This is a genomic window from Pseudomonas sp. R2-7-07 (assembly GCF_003852355.1).
GTDB lineage: Bacteria > Pseudomonadota > Gammaproteobacteria > Pseudomonadales > Pseudomonadaceae > Aquipseudomonas.
In genome coordinates this window covers 3,508,051-3,529,025 of record NZ_CP027759.1, presented here as the reverse complement: position 1 = coordinate 3,529,025, position 20,975 = coordinate 3,508,051, and the positions used below count along the sequence as shown (strand labels likewise).

Here is a 20,975-nt window from a genome sequence, read left to right as displayed (position 1 = left end):
ACGTTTCGGCGCCATGGATAGTAGAGAGTGAGTCATGGGCGCACAGTGGAAAGTCAAACATAAAGAAGCGGCAGCCAATGCCAAGGGCAAGATTTTCGGCAAGCTGGTGAAAGAAATCACCATCGCCGCCCGCAACGGTGCGGACACCTCGACCAACGCCCACCTGCGGCTGGTGGTGGAGCAGGCCAAGAAGGCCTCGATGCCCAAGGAAACCCTGGACCGCGCAATCAAGAAGGGCGCCGGTCTGCTCGGTGAAACCGTGCAGTACCACCGCGTGACCTACGAAGGTTTCGCCCCGCACCAGGTGCCGCTGATCGTCGAGTGCGTCACCGACAACATCAACCGCACCGTGGCGGAAATCCGCGTGGCGTTCCGCAAGGGGCAACTGGGCGCTTCCGGCTCGGTGGCCTGGGACTTCAACCACGTCGGCCTGATCGAAGCATCGCCGGACACCCCGGACGCTGACCCGGAAATGGCCGCCATCGAAGCTGGCGCCCAGGATTTCGAAGACGGCGAAGAAGCTGGCACCAGCCTGTTCATCACCGAAACCACCGATCTGGATGCGGTGCAGAAAGCCTTGCCGGAGCAGGGTTTCACCGTGCTGTCGGCCAAGTTGGGCTACATCTCGAAGAACCCGGTGACCGGGTTGAGCGAGGAGCAGATGGCAGAAGTCGAAGCCTTCCTGGAAGGCCTGGACAACCACGATGATGTACAGGATATGTTCGTCGGTCTGGCGGGTTAAAACACGGTAAAAAATGTGGGAGGGGGCTTGCTCCCGATCGCGGTGTATCAGCCACACTATCTGTGTCTGACCCACTGCTATCGGGGGCAAGCCCCCTCCCACATTGGTTAGTGGTGTTGGATGGATTGCAACACGGCTTCGATATCTTCGAAGCTCGGTCGCGCCAGCACATCGGGCTGGCAGCAGCGTTTGTGCAGGTCTTCCAGTTCGCCGGGGACCTTCGTATCAACCCGCTCCAGCAACTCCCCCAACAACACCCCAAAAGCGCGTACCTCAATGCGTTGCAACGCCCTGGTTTCCAGGGTGTCCGCCGTGGCATGAAACGACGCCGCGCCGAAATCCCCCAATAAACACTCGCCCGCGCTGTTCCACAAAATATTGTGGCCGTACAGGTCGCCATGGGTAATGCCGTGCCGGTGCAGGTGCGCCGCCACCGAGGCGATGCCGCGGGCCATGCGCAGCGCCACGTCGAGGCTCAGGCGCAGGCTCGGTTCGTAGATATCCCGCGTGCAGGACGCCAGGCTCGGTAACGCCGCGAGGTTGCGGTAGCTCGGATCGATCAGGTCCATCACCAGCGCGGCCTGATCGGCGGGGTGGCCGACGATGCGCCCCTGCACCCTGATCAGGTTGGGGTGCAGCCCGGCGGCGATGCACGCTTGCATTTCGTGCAGCGGCGAACCGTCGCTGGTGATCGTGCCTTTATACAGTTTGACCGCGACGGGTAACGCGCGGGGCTTCCACAAGGCCTTGCGAATAATTCCCGAGGCGCCTTCGCCGAGTACGTCACCCAGTTCCAGTTCGGCCCAGGGAATATCCGCTGTCTCGTCGTCGCCGGCCACGTCCACGGCCATTTCCACCGGGTTGCCGGCATAGGCCAGCCACGTCAGGCTAGGCAGCGTCAGCAGCCAATGCGGCAGGTGCGTCAGGCGGTTCGACGCGATGCGGAGCAGCTCGAGGTTTTCGCACTGGGCCAGGCTAGGCGGCAAGTGCGTCAGTTGGTTGCCGGCCAGCATCAGCTTTTGCAGCAGCGGGCGCTGGCCGAGTTCGTCGGGCAGCTGGCTGATGCAGTTGTCGGTGAGGATCAGCCAGCGCAACTGCGGCGGCAGGGCGGCGGCGGGCACGTGGCGGATCTGGTTGGCCTTGAAGCCGATCATGCTCAGCGCGGCGCACTGGCCCAGGCATGCCGGCAGTTCGGTGAAAGCGTTGTCCGAGCAGAACAGCACGCGCAGGTGTTTGAGGCGGTGCAGGTCGTCGGGCAGGCTGCTCAAGGCGTTGCCCGTGAGGTTGAGGATTTCCAGCGAGTCGGCCAGTTCGAAGATTTCCCGGGGAAACTCAGTCAGCCCGCAGGCCAGGTCCAGACGTGTCGCACCGGCCAATTGGCCGGCCTTGAGTTGGGCGAGGGTATTGATCAACGGCGCGGTCACTCGGCAAGGGGGCGTGAAAAGGCGCTCATGATACCGGGTCGGGCGCCGGTTGCACGCTGCTCACGTGCAATTGCCCCAGGCGGCTGGCGGTGCGGGCAAGGTCGATGGCCTCGCCACTCAAGGCGTGCTCCAGGGGTTGTTCACCGATCAGGATCAGCTGTTTGTCGCGGTCGTAGAGCACGTCAATCAGGTTGATGAAGCGTTGCTGCACGGCGATCGGGCAGTCGGCGAGGTGGGGCAGGCCGTCGATGACCCAGTGGTCGTAGTCCTGGCACAGCAGCAGGTAATCCATCACGGCGGTGAGCTGTTCGCACAGGTCGTTAAAGGTGAAGGCGATGCTGCGTGCTTCACAGCGGCGGCACAGCAATTGCCGGTTGCCGACGGCCAAGGGCAGCGCCGGGCTATAGGCGGCGGGCAGGCCAAGCGCCGCACGTTGCGCCACGCTGCCGGGCCAGACGTACTGGCCAGTGCTGAAGCGCTGCTCGGCATGCGCTTGGGGCAGGCGGCGAAAATCCTCGGGAGCGCTGACTTCCAGCACGTCCATGCGCGCAGCGATCAGATCGATCACCGGCTTGAAGCGTTGGTGGTACAGCGGATTGGGCAGCAGGCCCTCGGGCGCATAGTTGGAGGTCACCAGTACCAGCACACCGCGCCGGAACAAGGCCTGGAACAAGCGGCTGATAAGCATGGCATCGCCGATATCGTGCACATGGAACTCGTCGAAACACAGCACGCGGCAGCCCGCCAGCAGTTCGTCGAGGGTGACGGCCAGCGCGTCGTTCTGCTCGCGGTGCCGGAACATGCCCCGGTGCAGTTCGGCAAAAAAATCGTGGAAGTGCACGCGCTGCTTGTCGGTGATCGGCAGCGCCTGAAAAAAACCGTCGAGCAGCCAGCTTTTGCCGCGCCCTACCGGGCCGTGCAGGTACAGGCTGCGCGTGGGTCGGCCATCGAGCAGGTGCTGGGTCTCGCGGGCCATGGCTGCAATTGCCTGCACCTGGCCGGCACTGAGGGTGTAGCCCTGTTGCCGGGCCTTGTCGTGGAAAAACGCCGGAACAGGCGAGGCGTGCGAAACGCGAAGGGTGTTGCCCAGCAGGCGGCGGATCAGGGAAAGCACGGCCAATACAGCTCACTCGTTATTGCGTTGGTCGCTTACTTTAGGGCGCCTGATGCGATTTGACCAATAGAGAAGGCGGTGCATAGCTGGCCGGACGTGGGCGTCTAGAACTTGATTTGCGGCGGGGCGGCCTGATCCACCGGGCTGACCATCGCATAGTTGTACCCGCCGCCCGACCAGTAGTCGGCCTGCAAACCGTCGGCGCTGCGACTGCCAGGGGGCAGGAAGCCGTTGTTCGGGCCTGGCGGACGAATGTAGAAGCTGATGCGCCGTCCTTGCGCGTCTTCGTACAGCACCATGGCCGCTGCGCCTTGGTCGGTGGTGAGCAGGCGCCCGCTGACCGGGGTGAACCCCGCCTGGCTCAAGTCGGGCAAGCGATGGGCCTGGTTGAAATAGCGGTCGAGCCAGGCTTGCATCGTGGTGCGGTCCTGGGCGTTGTAGTCGGCAGGCATGATGCCGTCCTGGGCAAACAAGCGATACGCCTGCATGGCATCGGCCATCGGCAGCAGCGCTGGCTGGGCGGCGTCGCGGGCGTGCCAGCCGCCGATCCCGCCGAGGCTGATGGCAATCAGCAGCAGCGCGGCCGTGGCGAGGTGGCGGCGGGACTGGCGCTTGATGCGCTGGCGAATCAGCGCCGGGTCCAGTGCCGGGTTACCCGGCTGTTGCAGGGCACCGCTTAAAGAGGCGCGCAATAATTGCGCATCCTGTTGCCAGGCATGCACTTGGGCAGCCACGTCGGGGTGGCTCGCCAGCCAGGTTTCAAGTGCCCGGCGATCACTGTCGAGCAATTGGTGATCGACGTAGGCGTGTAAGTCGCGTTCGCTGGGGGGCAGGCTGATCATTTGAGTATCCGCAGGGAAGGGCTGGCAATTTCGCCATCGCTGAGTTGACGCAGGGCCTGGCGGGCGCGGGACAGGCGCGACATCACCGTACCGATGGGCACGTCGAGTATTTCGGCGACTTCCTTGTAGCTCAAGCCTTCGACCGACACCCACAGCAGCAGGGCGCGTTGCTCGGTAGTGAGCTGGTCGAAGGCTTGCAGGGTGAATTGGGCCATTACCGTACGTTCCACCGAGGGCTGCGCATCATCGCGGCCGGTGAAGAATTCGAGCATGCGGGCGTAGCGGCGGCTGCGCCGGTGGGCATCGAGGAATTGCCGGTAGAGGATCGAAAACAGCCACGCGCGCAGGTCGCCTTCGATGCGTTTGTCGGCCCACGCGATGATCGCCCGTTCCAAGGTGGCCTGCACCAGGTCGTCGGCGCTGCTGGCGTTACGGGTCAGGGACACCGCAAAGCGCCGCAGCCTGGGGATGAGTTCACGTAACTGTTCGTCGAGTTCATGCATGGGGGGCTGGCTGGTCGCTACGCTGGGACTAGGGAGACGTCCGGCGCTCAAGGTTATTCCATCGGTTGAAAAATAAACGCGGCCAGGGAATAGAGCCTGTCGGCGTGCGTCTTTAGTGTTCCGACCTTATGTTTTACCCCCTAAGGCCTCTGGCCCTGGAGTTCATGCATGGTAGATCACTCTTCACCGCCTCGTCCTGCGTTGAGCACTGCGAGCCTGATCGCGCGGCTTGCAGGTATTGGTGCTGTGGTTGCCGTTGTTGCCGGGGCATTTGCCTACGTCAACGGCACCTTCGACCCACAACGCCTGCGGCCAAAAACCTTGGTCAATGCCCTGGAAACCAATAACGGTGTGCACCCGGGGTTTCGGCGTAACCATGCCAAGGGCGTGTGCGTGGCCGGGTACTTCGAGAGCAGCCCCGAGGCGCGTACGTACTCCAGCGCTCAGTTGTTCAGTGAGGCTAAAACCCCGGTGATCGGGCGGTTTGCCTTGCCCAGCGGCAACCCTTATGCACCGGACAGCAGCGTGCCGATCCGCAGTTTTGCCGTGCAATTCAGCCAGGCCAACGGCCAGCAGTGGCGCACCGGGATGAACAGCATGCCGGTGTTCCCGGTGGGCACGCCCGAAGCGTTCTACCAACTGCTCAAGGCCGGCGCGCCGGACCCCGCCACCGGCAAGCCGAACCCTTCGAGCATGCCGGCGTTTTTTGCCGCACACCCGGAGACCGCAGCGTTCCTGGCGTGGGTTAAAACCGCCAAGCCATCGGCCAGTTATGCGACCGAAACCTATAACGGCATCAACGCGTTTTACCTGGTGAGCGCCGACGGCAAGCGCCAGGCCGTGCGCTGGGCCGTGGTGCCACAGAGCCGCGACGCCGCCGGAGATACTGCGCCCGAGGGCGGCGACTTCCTGGAAAAAGACCTGGTGCAGCGCCTGGCTGCCGGGCCGCTAGAGTGGCAACTGAACATGACGCTGGCCAACCCCGGCGACCCGCTGGATGACGCCAGCAAGACCTGGACCGGTGAACACAAAGTGCTCAATGCCGGCACCCTGGTGTTGCAGAGCAGCCAGCCACAAGCCGACGGCGATTGCCGCGATATCAACTTCGACCCGCTGATCCTGCCCAGCGGTATCGAGGCCTCCAATGACCCGCTGCTGGCTGCACGTTCAGCCGCTTATGCCAGTTCCTACCTGCGGCGTGCCGGTGAAGTCGGCCCGTTGCACAGTGCCTCCCAGGAGTCGAAGCCATGAATGTTCAACCAAGGTTTTTCGCCCCGTTGGCGCGTTTGCTGCACTGGCTGATGGCGCTGATGATCATCGCCATGCTGTTTATTGGCGCGGGGCTGGCGGCGTCGGTTTCCGAGCGCCACGAGTGGTTGATTCACCTGCACAAGCCGCTGGGGATCGCCATTCTGGCGCTGGTCATCGTGCGGCTGGTCGTGCGTTTTTCCACGCGCCAACCGCCGCTGCCGGCGGACTTGCCGCTGTGGCAAGTGTTGGCGGCCAAGGCTTCTCACGTGGTTTTGTACGGGTTGATGCTGGTGTTGCCGTTGCTGGGCTGGGCAATGATTTCGGCCGCCGGCGACCCGGTGATGCTCAGCAGTTCCGTGCAACTGCCGGCACTGGTCTCGGCGAATGCGCCGTTGTTTGCGCTATTGCGCAAGGCCCACGGTTATCTCGCCTACCTGTTGTTCCTGACGGTGCTGGTGCATTTGGCGGCCGCACTGTTTCACGGGTTGATCCGCCGTGACGGCGTGCTGCAAAGCATGACCGGCACCAAACACTGACCGAGCGTTAACGCACGTGGCCGATGATATCGGCCACGCTGCTCAACACATCCTTGCCCAACTGCTTGGAGCGATCGCCGGACCAACCGGTTTTCGGGTTGGGTGCGTCGTCATTGTCCTTGAAGGGCATCTCCAGGGTCAGTGACAGGCAGTCGTATTTCTCACCCACCGCATTGCAGGCCAGGGTCATATTGGCTTCGCCGGGTAGATCGCGGGTGTAGCCGTGGGTGGTCTGAAAGTCACGGGTCAGGTGGCTCAGGTGGCTGCGGAAACGGTTTTCCAAGGCTTCGATACGCGGGCTGTAGCCGGGATTGCCTTCGCAGCCGGCGGTGAAGACGTAGGGGATTTCTTCGTCGCCATGGATATCGAGGAACAGGTCGACACCGTGTTTTTCCATCTGCTGTTGCACGAACAGCACTTCCGGGCTGAGTTCCTGGCTGGCGCTCTGCCAGGCGCGGTTGAGGTCCTGGCCCATGGCGTTGGTACGCAGGTGACCATGGAACGCGCCATCGGGGTTCATGTTCGGCACCAGGTACAGGTCGGCCACCGCCAGCAGCTTTTTCAGCTCGGCGTCACCGTCCTGTTGCAGGCGTTCGATGACGCCTTCCATGAACCATTCGGCCATGTGTTCGCCGGGATGTTGCTGGGCGATGATCCAGACCTTGCGGCGACCTTCGCCGCCTTTGCCACGGCGCAGCAGTTGGATATCGCGCCCCTCGACACTCTTGCCGGTGGCCAATAGCTTGACGCCAGCGTACTTCAGGGCCTGCTCGATCAACCAGTCGTGGCGTTCGCGGCTATAAGGTTCGAAGTAGGCGAACCACGCGTGTTTTTCCCGGGTCTGGAGGCTGATATGCAGGATTTCGCCGTCAAAGCGCGACGGCACGCGGAACCAATTGACATGGTCATAAGACGCTACGGCGTTATAGCCGCTCCAGGCATGCTTGTAAGACGAGCGGCCCGCGTTGCTCAGGCGAAACGTGTGGGTGTGGCCCACGTGCATGCCTTCGGCCTTGAAGTGGAACCACTGGTAGTGCTGGCTACGAGTGTCGGGCTTGATGGCCAGCAATAGCTGGTAGGCATCGCTGGCATCCAGGACCTGGATATTGCCGCTGTCGAAAGCAGTGCTGATCTTGATGGAGGTCAAGGCCACGGTCATAGTCTGGTTGCCTGAATATGAGGATGTGGCGGCTATCTTACACAGGCGGTAGGCACATTCTGGAAGCAAAATTGTTGCACGGGGGAGGGGGCGTCATCCGTGACGCCGCCGCAGCTTAGGGTTTGTGAGATTGATTCTCAAGCGCTAAATCGCAAAGATCCGGGCTAGAGCGGTGCTGCGCCTTTCTTTTCGCGATGGGCTTTTGCTACCATGCGCGCCATCAAGCAGCACACAGTCTTCATTAGCCTGAAGCCACGCCAGGAAAAACTGGCAAAAAAAGACCCGGCCAAAGAGCCGGGTCAAAAACCGTGATTAGCCTGATGAGGAGATATTCCAAGAGTCCGACCTAAGGTCTCTTGGTCTATCGACTGATCTCGCGATCAGCTGGGTCCAATAATAATCATTATCATTTGCAAGTCAAATGTTTTTATCCGCTCGATAGAAATTTTTTCGTGCACGTCCTTTAAATGTTCGCCTGCGCCTCAGTCGCTCGCAACGACCGCTCCACCATCGCTTTCGCCATATCGATCAAGTAAACCACCGAAAACGCCAAGTCACGATGATTGCCTTGATGGCTGCTCGCCGATTCGTAGGCCGTTGCCGCAGCACTGCGCAGCAGGTCCGAGGCATGCACCAGCGCTTCTTCCTGGCTGATGCCTGGCTTGATGGTGAAAAAGGCCTCGTCCACGTCTCGCGCAGACATATCTTCTTTCAAGTAATAGTCCAGCGCGCGCTGGGCGGCGCCGCTGCAGCGCATGTCATGCAGGTCAGTGTGTTCGGGTGTTTCAGGCAGATGATACGGGCTCGTCGTCATAAGGGGCGGTGCTCCGGGTGGGTGTCGAAAACCTTTATGTCGATGATAGTACGTATCGTATTTATGTCGTTTTATGGATTACTACAAACTGTTTATTGCCCTGGAAAATACGCAACGTATTGTCAGCGCCATGGATAACTGGATAGCGTTGGTGCGAGCCAACATGAAAGACCGCAAGGTCACGCAGGATGAACTGGCGGAGCGCCTGGGCATGTCCCAGGGCGGCGTCGGCCACTGGCTCAACAAGCGCCGCGTGCCGAGCCTGGCGGACATGAACCGGGTACTGGCGGAACTGGGGCTGGGCTATCTGGAGGTCGCGCTGGAGATTCGCGAGAGGGCGGACACCAAGGCGACACTGGAGCATCACCACAACCCGTACTTTCGCTACCCGGTCAGCGATTGGAACGGCGTGTGCGAGCTGCGCGAAGAACGCGCCAGCTATGGGCCGGCACGTTTCGAATTGACGGATTACCATGCCCACGGCGACGCCTTCTGGCTGCCGGTGGTCGGCGACGCCATGACCGCGCCCAGTGGCCTGAGCATCAGCGCAGGCATGCTGATCCTGGTCGACCCGGCCATCGAGGCCGAGCCCGGTAAACTGGTGGTTGCGCAATGGCTCGACAACCCTCAGGCGACCTTTCGCCAGTTGCAGGCAGACAGCGGCCAGCTTTACCTGGCGCCGCTCAATCCCACCTATCCCAAGCTGCTGTTCACCGACGAGTGCCGCATCCTTGGCGTCGTCGTGCAAGCCACGGCGAAGTTCTAGCCCGCCGTTTCCAGCTCCACCAGCGCACTGCCTTCGGCGACCATCTCGCCCTCCTGGCAAAACAGCGCCTTGATCACACCCGCCTCAGGTGCGCGGATGCTGTGTTCCATCTTCATCGCTTCCAGTACCACCAGTTGCGCGCCGGCTTCGACGCGTTGACCGACATCCACCAGCACGCGCACGATGCTGCCGTTCATGGGCGCGGTGAGGCCGCCTTGAGGGGAGTGACTGGCCTCGGCCGCCGCAATCGGGTCGAACAGGCTGACCGCCTGCATCTCGCCGTCCCAGCGCAGATACACCGTGCCTTCATCGCGCACGGCCAGGTGGGAGCGGCGCACACCCTGGTGTTCGATCACCAGTTGCTCACCGGTGAGCTGCGACGATTGCCCGGCCAGTGTGACCAGCCGATCCTGCCCATTACAGCTCAGATGCAGTGAGACCTGCGCCGGCAGCCCCGCACGAAAGCCCTGGGTGTCTGCCCACGGCCCGTCACTGGCCGGCAGGCTCTGCATGAAAGCCGACCCCGCTGCCTGCCAGAACTCATCGTCCAGCGCCCCGGCCGCCGGCAGCAGCTCTTGCTGATAGCGCGGAATGAATCCGGTATCCAGCTCAGCCGCGGCAAAGGCCGGGTGACCAATGATGCGCCGCAGAAATCCCAGGTTGGTCTTGAGCCCGCCCACCGCACATTCGTCGAGCATGCTCAGCAAGCGCAGCCGCGCCTGCTCACGGTCCTCGCCCCAGGCAATCAACTTGCCGAGCATCGGGTCGTAGAAGGGCGAAACGCTGTCGCCTTGCTCGACGCCGCTGTCCACGCGCCGACCCGGACCGGGATTGGGCTCGCGGTACACCGCCAATCGTCCGGTTGCGGGCAGGAAGTCATTGGCCGGGTCTTCGGCATACAGCCGCACCTCGATCGCATGCCCCATCAGCGGCACCTGCGCTTGAGTGATCGGCAGCACCTCGCCCTGGGCCACGCGAATCTGCCAGGCCACCAGGTCGAGGCCGGTAATCGCCTCGGTGACCGGGTGCTCCACTTGCAGGCGGGTGTTCATCTCCATGAAGAAAAACTCGCCGCGCGCATCCAGCAGAAACTCCACCGTCCCCGCGCCCACATAGCCGATCGCCTGCGCCGCGCGCACCGCCGCTTCGCCCATGGCCTTGCGCTGTTCACTGCCGAGCCCCGGCGCGGGGGCTTCTTCCACGACCTTTTGATGACGCCGCTGGATCGAGCAATCGCGCTCATTGAGATACAGGCAATTGCCGTGTTGATCGGCAAACACCTGGATTTCCAAATGGCGCGGTTGCAGCAGGTATTTCTCGACCAGCATCTGCCCGTTGCCGAATGACGACACGGCCTCACGCTGGGCCGAGGCCAGGGCTTGCGCCAACTGGCTGACATCCTCGACCACCTTCATCCCTTTGCCGCCACCGCCGGCCGTGGCCTTGAGCAGCACGGGGTAACCGATGCGCGCACAGGCCTCGCGGAAGGTCTCCAGGTCCTGGGCCTCACCGTGATAACCCGGCACCAGCGGCACGCCAGCGGTTTCCATCAGCGCCTTGGCCGCCGACTTGCTGCCCATGGCGTCGATCGCCGAGGCGGGCGGGCCGAGGAAGATCAAGCCCGCTGCCTCGATGGCCCGAGCGAACCCGGCGTTTTCCGAGAGGAAGCCGTAGCCCGGATGAATTGCCTGGGCGCCACTGGCGTGGGCGGCGGCGATCAGTTTGTCGATTTGCAGGTAACTGTCAGTGGCCTTGCTGCCGCCCAGGTCGACGCGAATATCCGCTTCGCGACTGTGCCGGGCGTCGCGGTCGATTGCGCTGTGTACGGCCACGGTGGTCAGCCCCATCGCCTTGGCGGTGCGCATGACCCGGCAAGCGATTTCGCCCCGGTTGGCCACCAGCACGGTAGTGAGTGTGCTCATGGGCGCGGCTCCCGGGATTGCCAGCTTGGCGTGCGTTTTTGCAGAAAGGCGCGCAAGCCTTCCTGGCCCTCGACACTTACCCGGATACGCGCGATGGCGTTTTCACAGTAGCGGCGCAGGGCCGGGGTGAGGGCGCCATTGCCTACTTCACGCAACAGGTCTTTGCTGGCGCGCATCGCCGCCGGGCTGTTTTGCAGCAGGTTGGCGACCCACTCATCCACCCGCTGGTCCAACGTGTCGGCCGGGTAGCTTTCCGCCAACAGGCCGATGTCGCGCGCGCGCTGGCCGCCAAACCGCTCGGCCGTCAAGGCATAGCGGCGGGCCGCACGTTCACCGATGGCCTGCACCACGAACGGGCTGATCACCGCTGGCGCCAGGCCGATACGCACTTCCGACAGACAGAACTGCGCGTCATCGGCGCCAATTGCCATGTCGCAGCAACTGATCAAGCCCAGCGCGCCGCCGTAGGCCGCGCCTTGCACCACCGCCAGCGTAGGGATTTTCAGCTTGGCCAGGTTGTACATCAGCTCGGCCAGCTCACGGGCGTCGTCCAGGTTGGTGTGGTAATCCAGCTCGGCCGACTGCTGCATCCAGGCCAGGTCGGCGCCGGCGCTGAAGTGTTTGCCGCGCCCGCGCAGGACCAGAAAGCGCAGGGCCGGGTCGGCCTGGACCTGGTCGAGGGCGATGATCAGTTCGCGGATCATCTGGGCATTGAACGCGTTGTTCTTGGCTTCACGACTGAGCCACAGCGTGGCAAAGCCACGGCTGTCGGTGATCAGTTCGAGGGTGTTGAAATCGCTCATGGGTACAGCTCCGATTACATGCGGAACACGCCGAAGCGGCTCGGCTCGATAGGGGCATTCAGCGCGGCGGACAGCGCCAGGGCCAGCACATCGCGGGTCTGCAGCGGATCAATGACGCCGTCATCCCACAAGCGTGCGCTGGAATAATAGGGGTGGCCCTGGGTTTCATACTGGTCGAGGATCGGCTGCTTGATCGCCGCTTCATCGCTGGCACTGAATGCCAAGCCTGCGCGCTCTGCCTGCTCGCGCTTGACCTGCACCAGCACGCCCGCCGCCTGTTCGGCGCCCATCACGCCGATGCGTGCGTTGGGCCACATCCACAGGAAACGCGGGTCATAGGCGCGACCGCACATGCCGTAGTTACCGGCGCCGAAACTGCCGCCGATAATCACCGTGAACTTCGGCACCTTGGCGCAGGCCACCGCCGTGACCAACTTGGCGCCATGCTTGGCGATACCGCCGGCTTCGTACTTCTGGCCGACCATGAAGCCGGTGATGTTCTGCAGAAACAGCAGTGGAATGCCGCGTTGGCAGGCCAGCTCGATAAAGTGCGCGCCTTTCTGCGCCGCTTCGGCGAACAGGATCCCATTGTTGGCCAGGATCGCCACCGGATAGCCGTGCAGGTGCGCAAAGCCACAAACCAGGGTCGCGCCGAACAGCGCCTTGAACTCATCGAATACCGAACCGTCCACCAGCCGGGCGATCACTTCGCGCACGTCGAACGGCTGCTTGGCATCGGCCGGGATCACGCCGTAAAGCTCTTCGCTGCTGTACAGCGGCGCCACTGGCGGACGTTGGCGCAACTCACCCAGTTTGCGCCAATTGAGGTTGGCCACGCTGCGACGGGCCAGGGCCAGGGCGTGTTCATCGTTGTCGGCATAGTGGTCGGCCACGCCGGAAATCCTGCAGTGCACATCGGCGCCGCCGAGGTCTTCGGCGCTGACCACTTCGCCGGTGGCGGCCTTCACCAGCGGCGGGCCGGCGAGGAAGATGGTCGCCTGCTGGCGCACCATGATCGCTTCGTCGGCCATGGCCGGCACATACGCGCCACCGGCCGTGCACGAGCCCATCACCACGGCAATCTGCGGGATGCCCTGGGCGCTCATATTGGCCTGGTTGAAGAAGATCCGCCCGAAGTGCTCGCGGTCCGGGAACACTTCGTCCTGGCGCGGCAGGTTGGCTCCGCCGGAGTCCACCAGGTAGATGCACGGCAGGCGGTTCTGCTCGGCGATGGTCTGGGCGCGCAAGTGTTTTTTGACGGTCAGCGGGTAATAGGAGCCGCCTTTGACGGTGGCATCATTGGCGACGATCATGCATTCGACGCCTTCCACGCGGCCGATGCCGGCAATCACACCGGCGGCCGGCACGTCTTCGCCATACACCTGATGGGCGGCCAACTGGCTCAATTCGAGGAACGGCGAGCCCGGGTCGAGCAAGCGATCGATGCGCTCGCGCGGCAGCAGCTTGCCGCGTGAGGTGTGGCGTTCCTGGGCCTTGGCGCCGCCGCCTTGTTGGACCTGGGCGAGCAGGTTGTGCAGCGCGTCGATCTGTTGGCGCATCGCCGTGCTGTTGGCGATAAATTCCGCCGAGCGTGGGTTGAGCTGGGTGTGCAGGGTGGCCATGGGCGCGCTCCTCAGCGGGTTTCGTTGAACAGTTCGCGACCGATCAACATCCGTCGAATCTCACTGGTGCCGGCGCCGATTTCGTACAGCTTGGCGTCCCGCAGCAGGCGCCCGGCGGGGAATTCATTGATATAGCCATTGCCGCCCAGGATCTGGATCGCGTCGAGGGCCATTTGCGTGGCGCGCTCGGCGCTGTAGAGGATCACCCCGGCCGCATCCTTGCGCGTGGTTTCACCGCGCTCGCAGGCCTGGGCCACCGCGTAGAGGTAGGCGCGGCTGGCGTTGAGCTGGGTATACATATCGGCGACCTTGCCCTGGATCAGCTGGAATTCGCCGATGCTCTGGCCGAACTGCTTGCGGTCGTGGATGTAGGGCACGATCAGGTCCATGCAGGCCTGCATGATGCCGGTGGGGCCGCCGGAGAGCACCACGCGCTCGTAGTCGAGGCCGCTCATCAGCACTTTGACGCCGCCGTTGAGCACGCCGAGGATATTTTCCTCGGGGACGTGCACGTCATCGAAAAACAGCTCGCAGGTGTTGGAGCCGCGCATGCCCAGCTTGTCGAACTTGTTGCTGCGGCTGAAGCCTTTCCAGTCACGCTCGACGATGAACGCGGTGATGCCGTGGGCAGCCTTTTCCGGGTCGGTCTTGGCGTAGATCACGTAGGTGTGGGCATCGGGCCCGTTGGTGATCCAGGTCTTGCTGCCGTTGAGCACGTAAGCGTCACCCTGCTTGTCGGCGCGCAGTTTCATCGAGACCACGTCGGAGCCGGCATTCGGCTCGCTCATGGCCAGCGCGCCGATGTGCTCGCCGCTGATCAGCTTGGGCAGGTACTTGAGTTTTTGTTCGTGGCTGCCGTTGCGGTTGATCTGGTTGACGCACAGGTTGGAGTGAGCGCCGTAGGACAACGCTACCGAGGCCGAGCCACGGCTAATTTCTTCCATGCTCACCACGTGCGCCAGGTAACCCAGGCCGGCACCGCCGTACTCTTCCGGCACGGTGATGCCAAGCAGGCCCATATCGCCGAACTTGCGCCACAGGTCGGCGGGGAACAGGTTGTCGATGTCGATCTGGGCAGCGCGGGGAGCAATTTCCTTGGCCACGAAAGACTGCACCTGGTCGCGCAGCATGTCGATGGTTTCACCGAGGGCGAAGTTCAGGGACGGGTAACTCATGGACAGGCACCTTAATGTGAGCTTTTGTTGTTGTGTCGGCGAGGCGCGGAGGAGGGCGCTCACCTTTACGTTAACGTAAGCTTGCGTTGTGGCGCTGTCAATCGTAGTTTACGTTTACGTCAACCTACAAAAAAGACAACAGGGGCCGTTATGGATCAACCGAACCTGAGCTACAGCCGTGGCTCCCAGGACAAGACCTTGCTGGCCGAGACCATTGGCCAGGCCTTTGATCGGACTGTCGCACGCTATCCCGAGGGTGAAGCGCTGGTGGTGCGTCATCAGCATTCCCGCTACACCTGGCGGCAACTGGCCGAGACGGTGGACGTGCATGCCCGTGCGTTCATGGCCCTGGAGATGCAGGTCGGCGACCGCCTGGGCATCTGGGCGCCCAACTGCGCCGAATGGCTGATCTGCCAGGTGGCAAGCGCAAAGCTCGGGGTGATCCTGGTCAATATCAACCCGGCGTACCGCAGCAGTGAATTGGAATATGTGCTCAAGCAATCCGGCTGCGCGTGGCTGGTGTGCGCCGGTTCGTTCAAGACCTCCGATTACCACGCCATGCTGCAAGCGCTCCAGCCCGACCTGCGCGCCATCGTCAGTCTCGACCCCGACCCGCCCGCAGGATTCCTGCCTTGGTCACACCTGTCGGCGTTGGCGGCGCAGGTTGCGCCTGAACAACTGCACGCTCGCCAAGCCGGCCTGCACGCCGACCAACCGGTCAATATCCAGTACACCTCCGGCACCACCGGTTTCCCCAAGGGCGCCACCCTCAGTCACCACAACATTCTCAATAACGGCTACATGGTCGGCCAAAGCCTTGGCCTTACGGCGCACGACCGCCTGGTGATCCCGGTGCCGCTTTACCATTGCTTCGGCATGGTGATGGGTAACCTTGGCTGCATCACCCGCGGCACCACCATGATCTACCCCAATGACGGCTTCGACCCACTGCTCACGCTTACCGCCGTCGCCGAAGAACGCGCCACGGGCTTGTACGGCGTGCCGACCATGTTCATTGCGCTGCTCGATCACCCGCGCCTTGGCGAATTCGACTTATCCAGCCTGCGTACCGGGATCATGGCCGGGTCGACCTGCCCGATCGAGGTGATGCGCCGCGTTATTGGCCAGTTGCACATGAGTGAAGTGCAGATTGCCTATGGCATGACCGAAACCAGCCCGGTGTCGTTGCAGACCGGCGCGGATGACGACCTGGAACGCCGCGTGACCACCGTGGGCCGCACCCAGCCGCAGTTGGAAAACAAGATCATCGACGCTGACGGCAACACGGTGCCACGCGGTGAGACAGGCGAACTGTGCACGCGCGGCTACAGCGTGATGCTCGGCTACTGGAACAACCCCGAGGGCACCCGCGATGCTATCGACGCGGAGGGCTGGATGCACACCGGTGACCTGGCGACCATGGACGAGCATGGCTATGTGTGCATCGCCGGGCGCAACAAGGACATGATCATTCGCGGTGGCGAGAACGTGTATCCACGCGAGCTTGAGGAGTTTTTCTTCACCCATCCGGCAGTGGCCGATGTGCAGGTCATCGGCATTCCCGATGAGCGCTATGGTGAGGAAATTGTCGCCTGGATCAAACTCCACCCAGGCCATGTGGCGAGCGAACTGGAACTGCAAACCTGGTGCAAGGGCCGCATCGCGCACTTCAAGATGCCCAGGCACTTCAAGTTCGTAGACGCGTTTCCCATGACGGTGACGGGCAAGATCCAGAAATTCCGCATGCGCGAAATCTCGATTGAAGAGCTCCAGGCGCGTTAGATCGTTCCCACGCTCTGCGTGGGAATGCAGCCCCTGACGCTCTGCGTCACCTTAGCGCAGTAGCCGAAACGTGCAGCGGCTGGCGCGACGCGGAGCGTCACAGGAAGCGTTCCCACGCAGAGCGTGGGAACGATCAGCCAGAAAGCACAAAGGGGACCCGAAGGTCCCCTTTAATTTGTCGTTGCGTGCTCTTTTTTTATTATTGAGGGGCGGTCTATTGTTGTTTTTGGTAACCGTTACCCTTTACCGCTGTTTTGGCGACCCCCATCCGGGGTCAAGAGCAAACGTATTTTTTTGAACGCTGATCTGCTTCTTCGTAAACGATCCAACCAGTGGGCAGCTACCTGAGGTAGTTTTATTTTTCTCTGACCGGTTGCGGGTTTCGGCATGCCGTACCCTGCGAAGCACATCTTCTCCAAAAAAATCTGTTAGCTGCGTCTCTGCCGTGTTGTTTTTGTTATGTCAGAGTCGTTTCGTCTTATTTTTATTAGGTTTGGCGCTTTTTATTTTTGTTATGCAGGAGAGATAGCAGAAGCCGTGCCAACTTTTTAAAGTCCTTTAAAATCAAGGCTTTGATTTTTCAGCGGGTTATAACTCTCAAAAAACGCGACGGATTCTGTTCCCTCGTTACCCGCTGTGTCGGCGTGCGGTAACACATTGTCACATCCGTGCTACTCAACCGGCGTTACGCGCCTTCGCCACCCGTGACCCGCTCGCACGTCCCAGCACTTGGCTGATCTGCTGGCCGGCGTCAATCAAGCGTTCCAGGTCGATACCCGTGTCGATCCCCAGCCCATTGAGCAGGTACACCACATCTTCGGTGGCGACGTTACCGCTCGCGCCCTTGGCATAAGGGCAGCCGCCGAGGCCCGCGATAGAGCTGTCGAATACCTGGATACCTTCCAGCAGGCTGGCGTAGATATTGGCGATCGCCTGGCCGTAGGTGTCATGGAAATGCCCTGCGAGCTTGTCGCGCGGCACCTGTGCACCGACCACCTCGAACAGCCGCCGGGTCGCGCCGGCCGTGCCGGTGCCGATGGTGTCGCCCAGGGACACTTCATAGCAGCCCATGGCATACAGTTCGCGGGCGACTACCGCGACCTGTTGCGCGGCGATTTCGCCTTCATAGGGGCAACCCAACACACACGACACATACCCGCGCACGCTGACCCCATGCTGCCGGGCCGCGGCCATGATCGGTGCAAACCGCTCCAGGCTCTCGCTGATGGAGCAGTTGATATTGCGTTGGGAAAACGCTTCGGACGCCGCCGCAAATACCGCGACTTCCTTGACCCCGGCCGCCAGCGCATCTTCAAAGCCGCGCAGGTTCGGCGCCAGCGCACCGTAGGTCACGCCAGGCTTGCGCTGGATCTGCGCGAACACCTCGGCGGAGCCGGCCATCTGCGGCACCCATTTGGGCGACACGAAACTGCCGACCTCGATATAGCTCAAGCCGGCGCCGCTCAAGGCGTCCACCAACCGCACCTTGTCGGCCACGCTGATCGGCTGGGCTTCGTTCTGCAAACCGTCGCGCGGGCCGACTTCCACCAGGCGTACGTGTGAGGGGAGGGACATGACGGTTACCTTCTGATCAATGGCCGGCCTGGCTCATGGTAGTTGCCAGGGCCTGGGTGCAGCGCTCTTCGGCGGTGTCCAGTTCCAGCTTCATCTGTTCGATATCCAGCAACTGTTGCTCGAGCTGCTCGCGGCGTTCAGCGATTTTTGCGAGCATGCTGTTGAGTTGGATGTGGTTGCCGCTGGTGGGGTCATAGAGTTCGATCAGCTCGCGGCATTCAGCCAGGGAGAAGCCGATGCGCTTGCCGCGCAGAATCAGCTTGAGGCTGACCTTGTCCCGCGCCGAGTAGATACGTTCCTGGCCCCGACGTTCCGGGGCCAGCAGGCCTTGTTCCTCATAGAAGCGAATGGCGCGGGTGGTGATATCGAGCTCGCGGGCAAGGTCGGAGATGCTGTAGGTGGTGCTCATGGCGGTGCTCAGGAAGGTCTTGGCGCTAAGCTAATTGCAGGTTGACGTAAACGTCAAGGACTGCTGCGCAGCCCATCGGGGGCAAGCCCCCTCCCACAGGGGAACTCCTTCACCTCAGGCTTGTTGTTTATCCAGCTTTTTTTCGTGGGCCGTTACCTGCTGGCACAACTCGATCATCTGCTCGCGCATCCAGCGGTTGGCCGGGTCCTGGTCGGTGCTTTCGTGCCAGTACAGGTGGGTTTCCACCGCTGGCACATCATTGACCGGCAGGTTGAACCAGTGCAGTTCATGGCGGCGGGCGAAGCGTTCGGGTACGGTCATGACCATGTCGGTCTGCTGCAATACCTGCGACGCCATCAGGTAGTGCTGGGAGCGCAGGGCGATCTTGCGCTGGATGCCCATCTTGCCCAGGGCCAGGTCGACATGCCCCAGCCCGTTGCGGCGGCTGGAAATATGGATATGGGTCAGGGACAGGTAGTCATCCAGGCTGAATTTGTCCTTGCCTGCCATCGGATGGCCCTTGCGCATGGCGCATACGTAGCGGTCTTCCATCAGCTTGACGTGACGCACTTGCGGGTCGGTGTTGAGCGGCGCATCCACGGCAAAGTCCAGGCGCCCGGCGGCCAGCTCCTTGGTGGTTTCGCGGCGTTTGGACAAAAAACTCTCGATCACCACCGCCGGCGCCAGGCGACGCAGGCGCTGGAACAGCGCTGGCAGAATGACCGCTTCGGTCAGGTCGGTCATGCTGATGCGGTAGGTCTTGGCCGCCTGTTGCGGATTGAAAATCCGGCTTTCCTGCACTGAAACCCGCAGCAACGACAACGCATTGCGCACCGGGCCGATGATGTTCTGTGCCATCGGCGTGGGCACCATGCCTTGGGCGGTGCGCACGAACAGCGGGTCGTTGAAGGTCTCGCGCAGGCGTGCCAGGGCGTTGGACACCGCCGGCTGGGTGATGCCGACAATCTGCCCGGCACGGGTCAGGTTGGCTTCGGTATAGATCGCGTCAAAGACGATAAAGAGGTTGAGGTCGACCTTGCTCAGATTCATGTCGTTGCACTCTTATTGTTAGGTATTCATACGCCGATCATATATCGGTGATGAATGTTAATACACGCCGAGAATAGGCTAGGTAAATTATCAGCGCTGTTCTAGCATCGATTGCATGACTTAAACAACCTCTCAGAGAAGGGAGCTGCTCATGGATTTCGCCTATTCGCCCAAGGTTCAGGAACTGCGTGAACGCGTCAGCGCATTCATGGACGCTTACGTCTACCCGGCCGAGCCGGTGTTCGAACGCCAGGTCAGCGAAGGTGACCGCTGGCAGCCCACTGCGATCATGGAAGAACTCAAAGCCCGGGCCAAAGCCGAAGGGTTGTGGAACCTGTTCCTGCCGGAATCCGAGCTGGGCGCCGGCCTGAGCAACCTCGAATACGCACCGCTGGCCGAAATCATGGGCCGCTCGCTGTTGGGCCCGGAACCGTTCAACTGCTCCGCCCCCGACACCGGCAACATGGAAGTGCTGGTGCGCTACGCCAATGAAGAGCAGAAACAACGCTGGCTGGAACCGCTGCTGCGCGGTGAGATTCGTTCCGCCTTCGCCATGACCGAGCCGGACGTGGCCTCCTCGGACGCCACCAACATGGCTGCCCGCGCCGAACGCCAGGGCGATGAATGGGTGATCAACGGCAAGAAATGGTGGACCTCCGGCGCCTGCGACCCGCGCTGCAAGATCCTGATCTTCATGGGCCTGAGCAACCCGGATGCGCCACGCCACCAACAGCATTCGATGATTCTGGTGCCGGTGGACACTCCCGGCGTAAAAATCCTGCGCCCGCTGCCGGTATTTGGCTACGACGACGCGCCCCACGGCCACGCCGAAGTGCTGTTCGACAACGTGCGCGTGCCGTACGAAAACGTACTGCTGGGTGAAGGCCGTGGGTTTGAGATCGCCCAGGGCCGCCTCGGCCCTGGCCGTATCCACCACTGCATGCGCTCGATCGGCATGGCTGAGCGCGCGTTGGAATTGATGTGCAAGCGCTCGGTCAGCCGCAGCGCGTTCGGCAAGCCGCTGGCGCGCCTGGGGGGCAATATCGACAAGATCGCCGACTCGCGCATGGAGATTGATATGGCGCGGCTGCTGACCTTGAAAGCGGCGTACATGATGGACACCGTGGGGAATAAAGTCGCCAAAAGCGAAATCGCCCAGATCAAGGTGGTCGCGCCGAACGTGGCGCTGAAGGTGATCGACCGTGCGATCCAGATTCACGGCGGCGCTGGCGTTTCCAACGACTTTCCGCTGGCCTATATGTACGCGATGCAACGCACCCTGCGCCTGGCCGACGGCCCGGACGAAGTGCACCGTGCGGCGATCGGCAAGTTCGAGATTGGCAAGTATGTGCCCAAGGAGCTGATGCGCGGCGGGCAGTAGCACCGCGGCGCCTGCCATCGGGAGCAAGCCCCCTCCCACACTTAGATTTGTGAATACAGTCAAAATGTGGGAGGGGGCTTGCTCCCGATGAGGCCAGTTCAGTCA

19 protein-coding genes are annotated in these 20,975 nt (G+C 62.2%); 6 read left to right on the top strand and 13 right to left on the bottom strand.

Annotation, left to right across the window (positions count from 1 at the left end):
- Positions 1 to 34 precede the first annotated feature (34 nt).
- Positions 35 to 742 carry a YebC/PmpR family DNA-binding transcriptional regulator gene (locus C4J86_RS16095; protein ID WP_124367488.1) on the top strand — a complete coding sequence of 236 codons (708 nt, stop codon included), beginning with the start codon at positions 35 to 37 and terminating at the stop codon, positions 740 to 742.
- 107 nt (positions 743 to 849) lie between these two features.
- On the opposite strand, the gene C4J86_RS16090 is transcribed toward C4J86_RS16095, so the two are convergent.
- From C4J86_RS16090 to C4J86_RS16075, 4 genes are all read right to left on the bottom strand, one after another.
- On the bottom strand, positions 850 to 2,151 hold the full coding sequence (locus tag C4J86_RS16090; protein WP_124372444.1) for a protein kinase: 1,302 nt from the start codon (positions 2,149 to 2,151) through the stop codon (positions 850 to 852).
- Between the two features lie 40 nt (positions 2,152 to 2,191).
- Complete coding sequence (zapE, locus tag C4J86_RS16085) at positions 2,192 to 3,286, bottom strand: cell division protein ZapE (protein ID WP_124371129.1); 1,095 nt, start codon at positions 3,284 to 3,286, stop codon at positions 2,192 to 2,194.
- 98 nt (positions 3,287 to 3,384) lie between these two features.
- Positions 3,385 to 4,122 (bottom strand): anti-sigma factor, encoded by a 738-nt coding sequence (locus tag C4J86_RS16080; protein ID WP_124371128.1) that lies wholly within the window; start codon positions 4,120 to 4,122, stop codon positions 3,385 to 3,387.
- Positions 4,119 to 4,625 (bottom strand): RNA polymerase sigma factor, encoded by a 507-nt coding sequence (locus C4J86_RS16075; RefSeq protein WP_124367485.1) that lies wholly within the window; start codon positions 4,623 to 4,625, stop codon positions 4,119 to 4,121. Before C4J86_RS16075 ends, C4J86_RS16080 begins: the two co-directional genes overlap by 4 nt.
- 168 nt (positions 4,626 to 4,793) lie before the next feature.
- Here C4J86_RS16075 and C4J86_RS16070 point away from each other — a divergent pair, with 168 nt between their 5' ends.
- Positions 4,794 to 5,876, top strand: a complete 1,083-nt coding sequence (locus tag C4J86_RS16070) for a catalase family peroxidase (protein WP_124371127.1) — start codon at positions 4,794 to 4,796, stop codon at positions 5,874 to 5,876.
- Positions 5,873 to 6,412: a cytochrome b gene (locus tag C4J86_RS16065; protein ID WP_124371126.1), complete on the top strand. Its 540-nt coding sequence runs from the start codon at positions 5,873 to 5,875 to the stop codon at positions 6,410 to 6,412. Before C4J86_RS16070 ends, C4J86_RS16065 begins: the two co-directional genes overlap by 4 nt.
- 7 nt (positions 6,413 to 6,419) lie before the next feature.
- On the opposite strand, the gene C4J86_RS16060 is transcribed toward C4J86_RS16065, so the two are convergent.
- Both C4J86_RS16060 and C4J86_RS16055 read right to left on the bottom strand, forming a co-directional pair.
- Positions 6,420 to 7,571, bottom strand: a complete 1,152-nt coding sequence (locus tag C4J86_RS16060) for a M14-type cytosolic carboxypeptidase (protein ID WP_124371125.1) — start codon at positions 7,569 to 7,571, stop codon at positions 6,420 to 6,422.
- Between the two features lie 463 nt (positions 7,572 to 8,034).
- Positions 8,035 to 8,385, bottom strand: coding sequence for a DUF6124 family protein (locus tag C4J86_RS16055; RefSeq protein WP_124363358.1), 351 nt, complete (start codon positions 8,383 to 8,385; stop codon positions 8,035 to 8,037).
- Between the two features lie 130 nt (positions 8,386 to 8,515).
- Between C4J86_RS16055 and C4J86_RS16050 the strand changes: the two genes are divergently transcribed.
- Positions 8,516 to 9,151 carry a LexA family transcriptional regulator gene (locus tag C4J86_RS16050; protein ID WP_124372443.1) on the top strand — a complete coding sequence of 212 codons (636 nt, stop codon included), beginning with the start codon at positions 8,516 to 8,518 and terminating at the stop codon, positions 9,149 to 9,151.
- Here the strand turns inward: C4J86_RS16050 and C4J86_RS16045 are convergent.
- From C4J86_RS16045 to C4J86_RS16030, 4 genes are read right to left on the bottom strand one after another with little or no spacing between them, the layout of a single operon-like run.
- Complete coding sequence (locus tag C4J86_RS16045; RefSeq protein WP_124371124.1) at positions 9,148 to 11,073, bottom strand: acetyl/propionyl/methylcrotonyl-CoA carboxylase subunit alpha; 1,926 nt, start codon at positions 11,071 to 11,073, stop codon at positions 9,148 to 9,150. The two genes, C4J86_RS16050 and C4J86_RS16045, sit on opposite strands and share 4 nt — an antisense overlap.
- Positions 11,070 to 11,876, bottom strand: a complete 807-nt coding sequence (locus C4J86_RS16040; RefSeq protein ID WP_124371123.1) for a gamma-carboxygeranoyl-CoA hydratase — start codon at positions 11,874 to 11,876, stop codon at positions 11,070 to 11,072. The genes C4J86_RS16045 and C4J86_RS16040 overlap by 4 nt, the downstream gene beginning before the upstream one ends.
- Before the next feature lie 14 nt (positions 11,877 to 11,890).
- Entirely contained in the window at positions 11,891 to 13,498 is a 1,608-nt protein-coding gene (locus tag C4J86_RS16035; protein ID WP_124371122.1) for a carboxyl transferase domain-containing protein, read from the bottom strand.
- An 11-nt stretch (positions 13,499 to 13,509) separates the two neighbouring features.
- Complete coding sequence (locus C4J86_RS16030; protein ID WP_124371121.1) at positions 13,510 to 14,673, bottom strand: isovaleryl-CoA dehydrogenase; 1,164 nt, start codon at positions 14,671 to 14,673, stop codon at positions 13,510 to 13,512.
- 150 nt (positions 14,674 to 14,823) lie between these two features.
- Between C4J86_RS16030 and C4J86_RS16025 the strand changes: the two genes are divergently transcribed.
- Positions 14,824 to 16,455, top strand: a complete 1,632-nt coding sequence (locus C4J86_RS16025) for an AMP-binding protein (RefSeq protein ID WP_124371120.1) — start codon at positions 14,824 to 14,826, stop codon at positions 16,453 to 16,455.
- 675 nt (positions 16,456 to 17,130) lie between these two features.
- Here the strand turns inward: C4J86_RS16025 and C4J86_RS16020 are convergent.
- From C4J86_RS16020 to C4J86_RS16010, 3 genes are all read right to left on the bottom strand, one after another.
- On the bottom strand, positions 17,131 to 18,030 hold the full coding sequence (locus C4J86_RS16020) for a hydroxymethylglutaryl-CoA lyase (RefSeq protein WP_124371119.1): 900 nt from the start codon (positions 18,028 to 18,030) through the stop codon (positions 17,131 to 17,133).
- Positions 18,031 to 18,046: 16 nt separating this feature from the next.
- A complete protein-coding gene (locus C4J86_RS16015; protein WP_124363351.1) occupies positions 18,047 to 18,439 on the bottom strand; it encodes a MerR family DNA-binding transcriptional regulator in 393 nt (130 codons plus the stop codon).
- A gap of 114 nt (positions 18,440 to 18,553) precedes the next feature.
- Positions 18,554 to 19,489 (bottom strand): LysR family transcriptional regulator, encoded by a 936-nt coding sequence (locus C4J86_RS16010; RefSeq protein WP_124371118.1) that lies wholly within the window; start codon positions 19,487 to 19,489, stop codon positions 18,554 to 18,556.
- A gap of 151 nt (positions 19,490 to 19,640) precedes the next feature.
- Here C4J86_RS16010 and C4J86_RS16005 point away from each other — a divergent pair, with 151 nt between their 5' ends.
- Positions 19,641 to 20,870, top strand: coding sequence for an acyl-CoA dehydrogenase (locus tag C4J86_RS16005; protein WP_124363349.1), 1,230 nt, complete (start codon positions 19,641 to 19,643; stop codon positions 20,868 to 20,870).
- Positions 20,871 to 20,975: the final 105 nt, after the last annotated feature.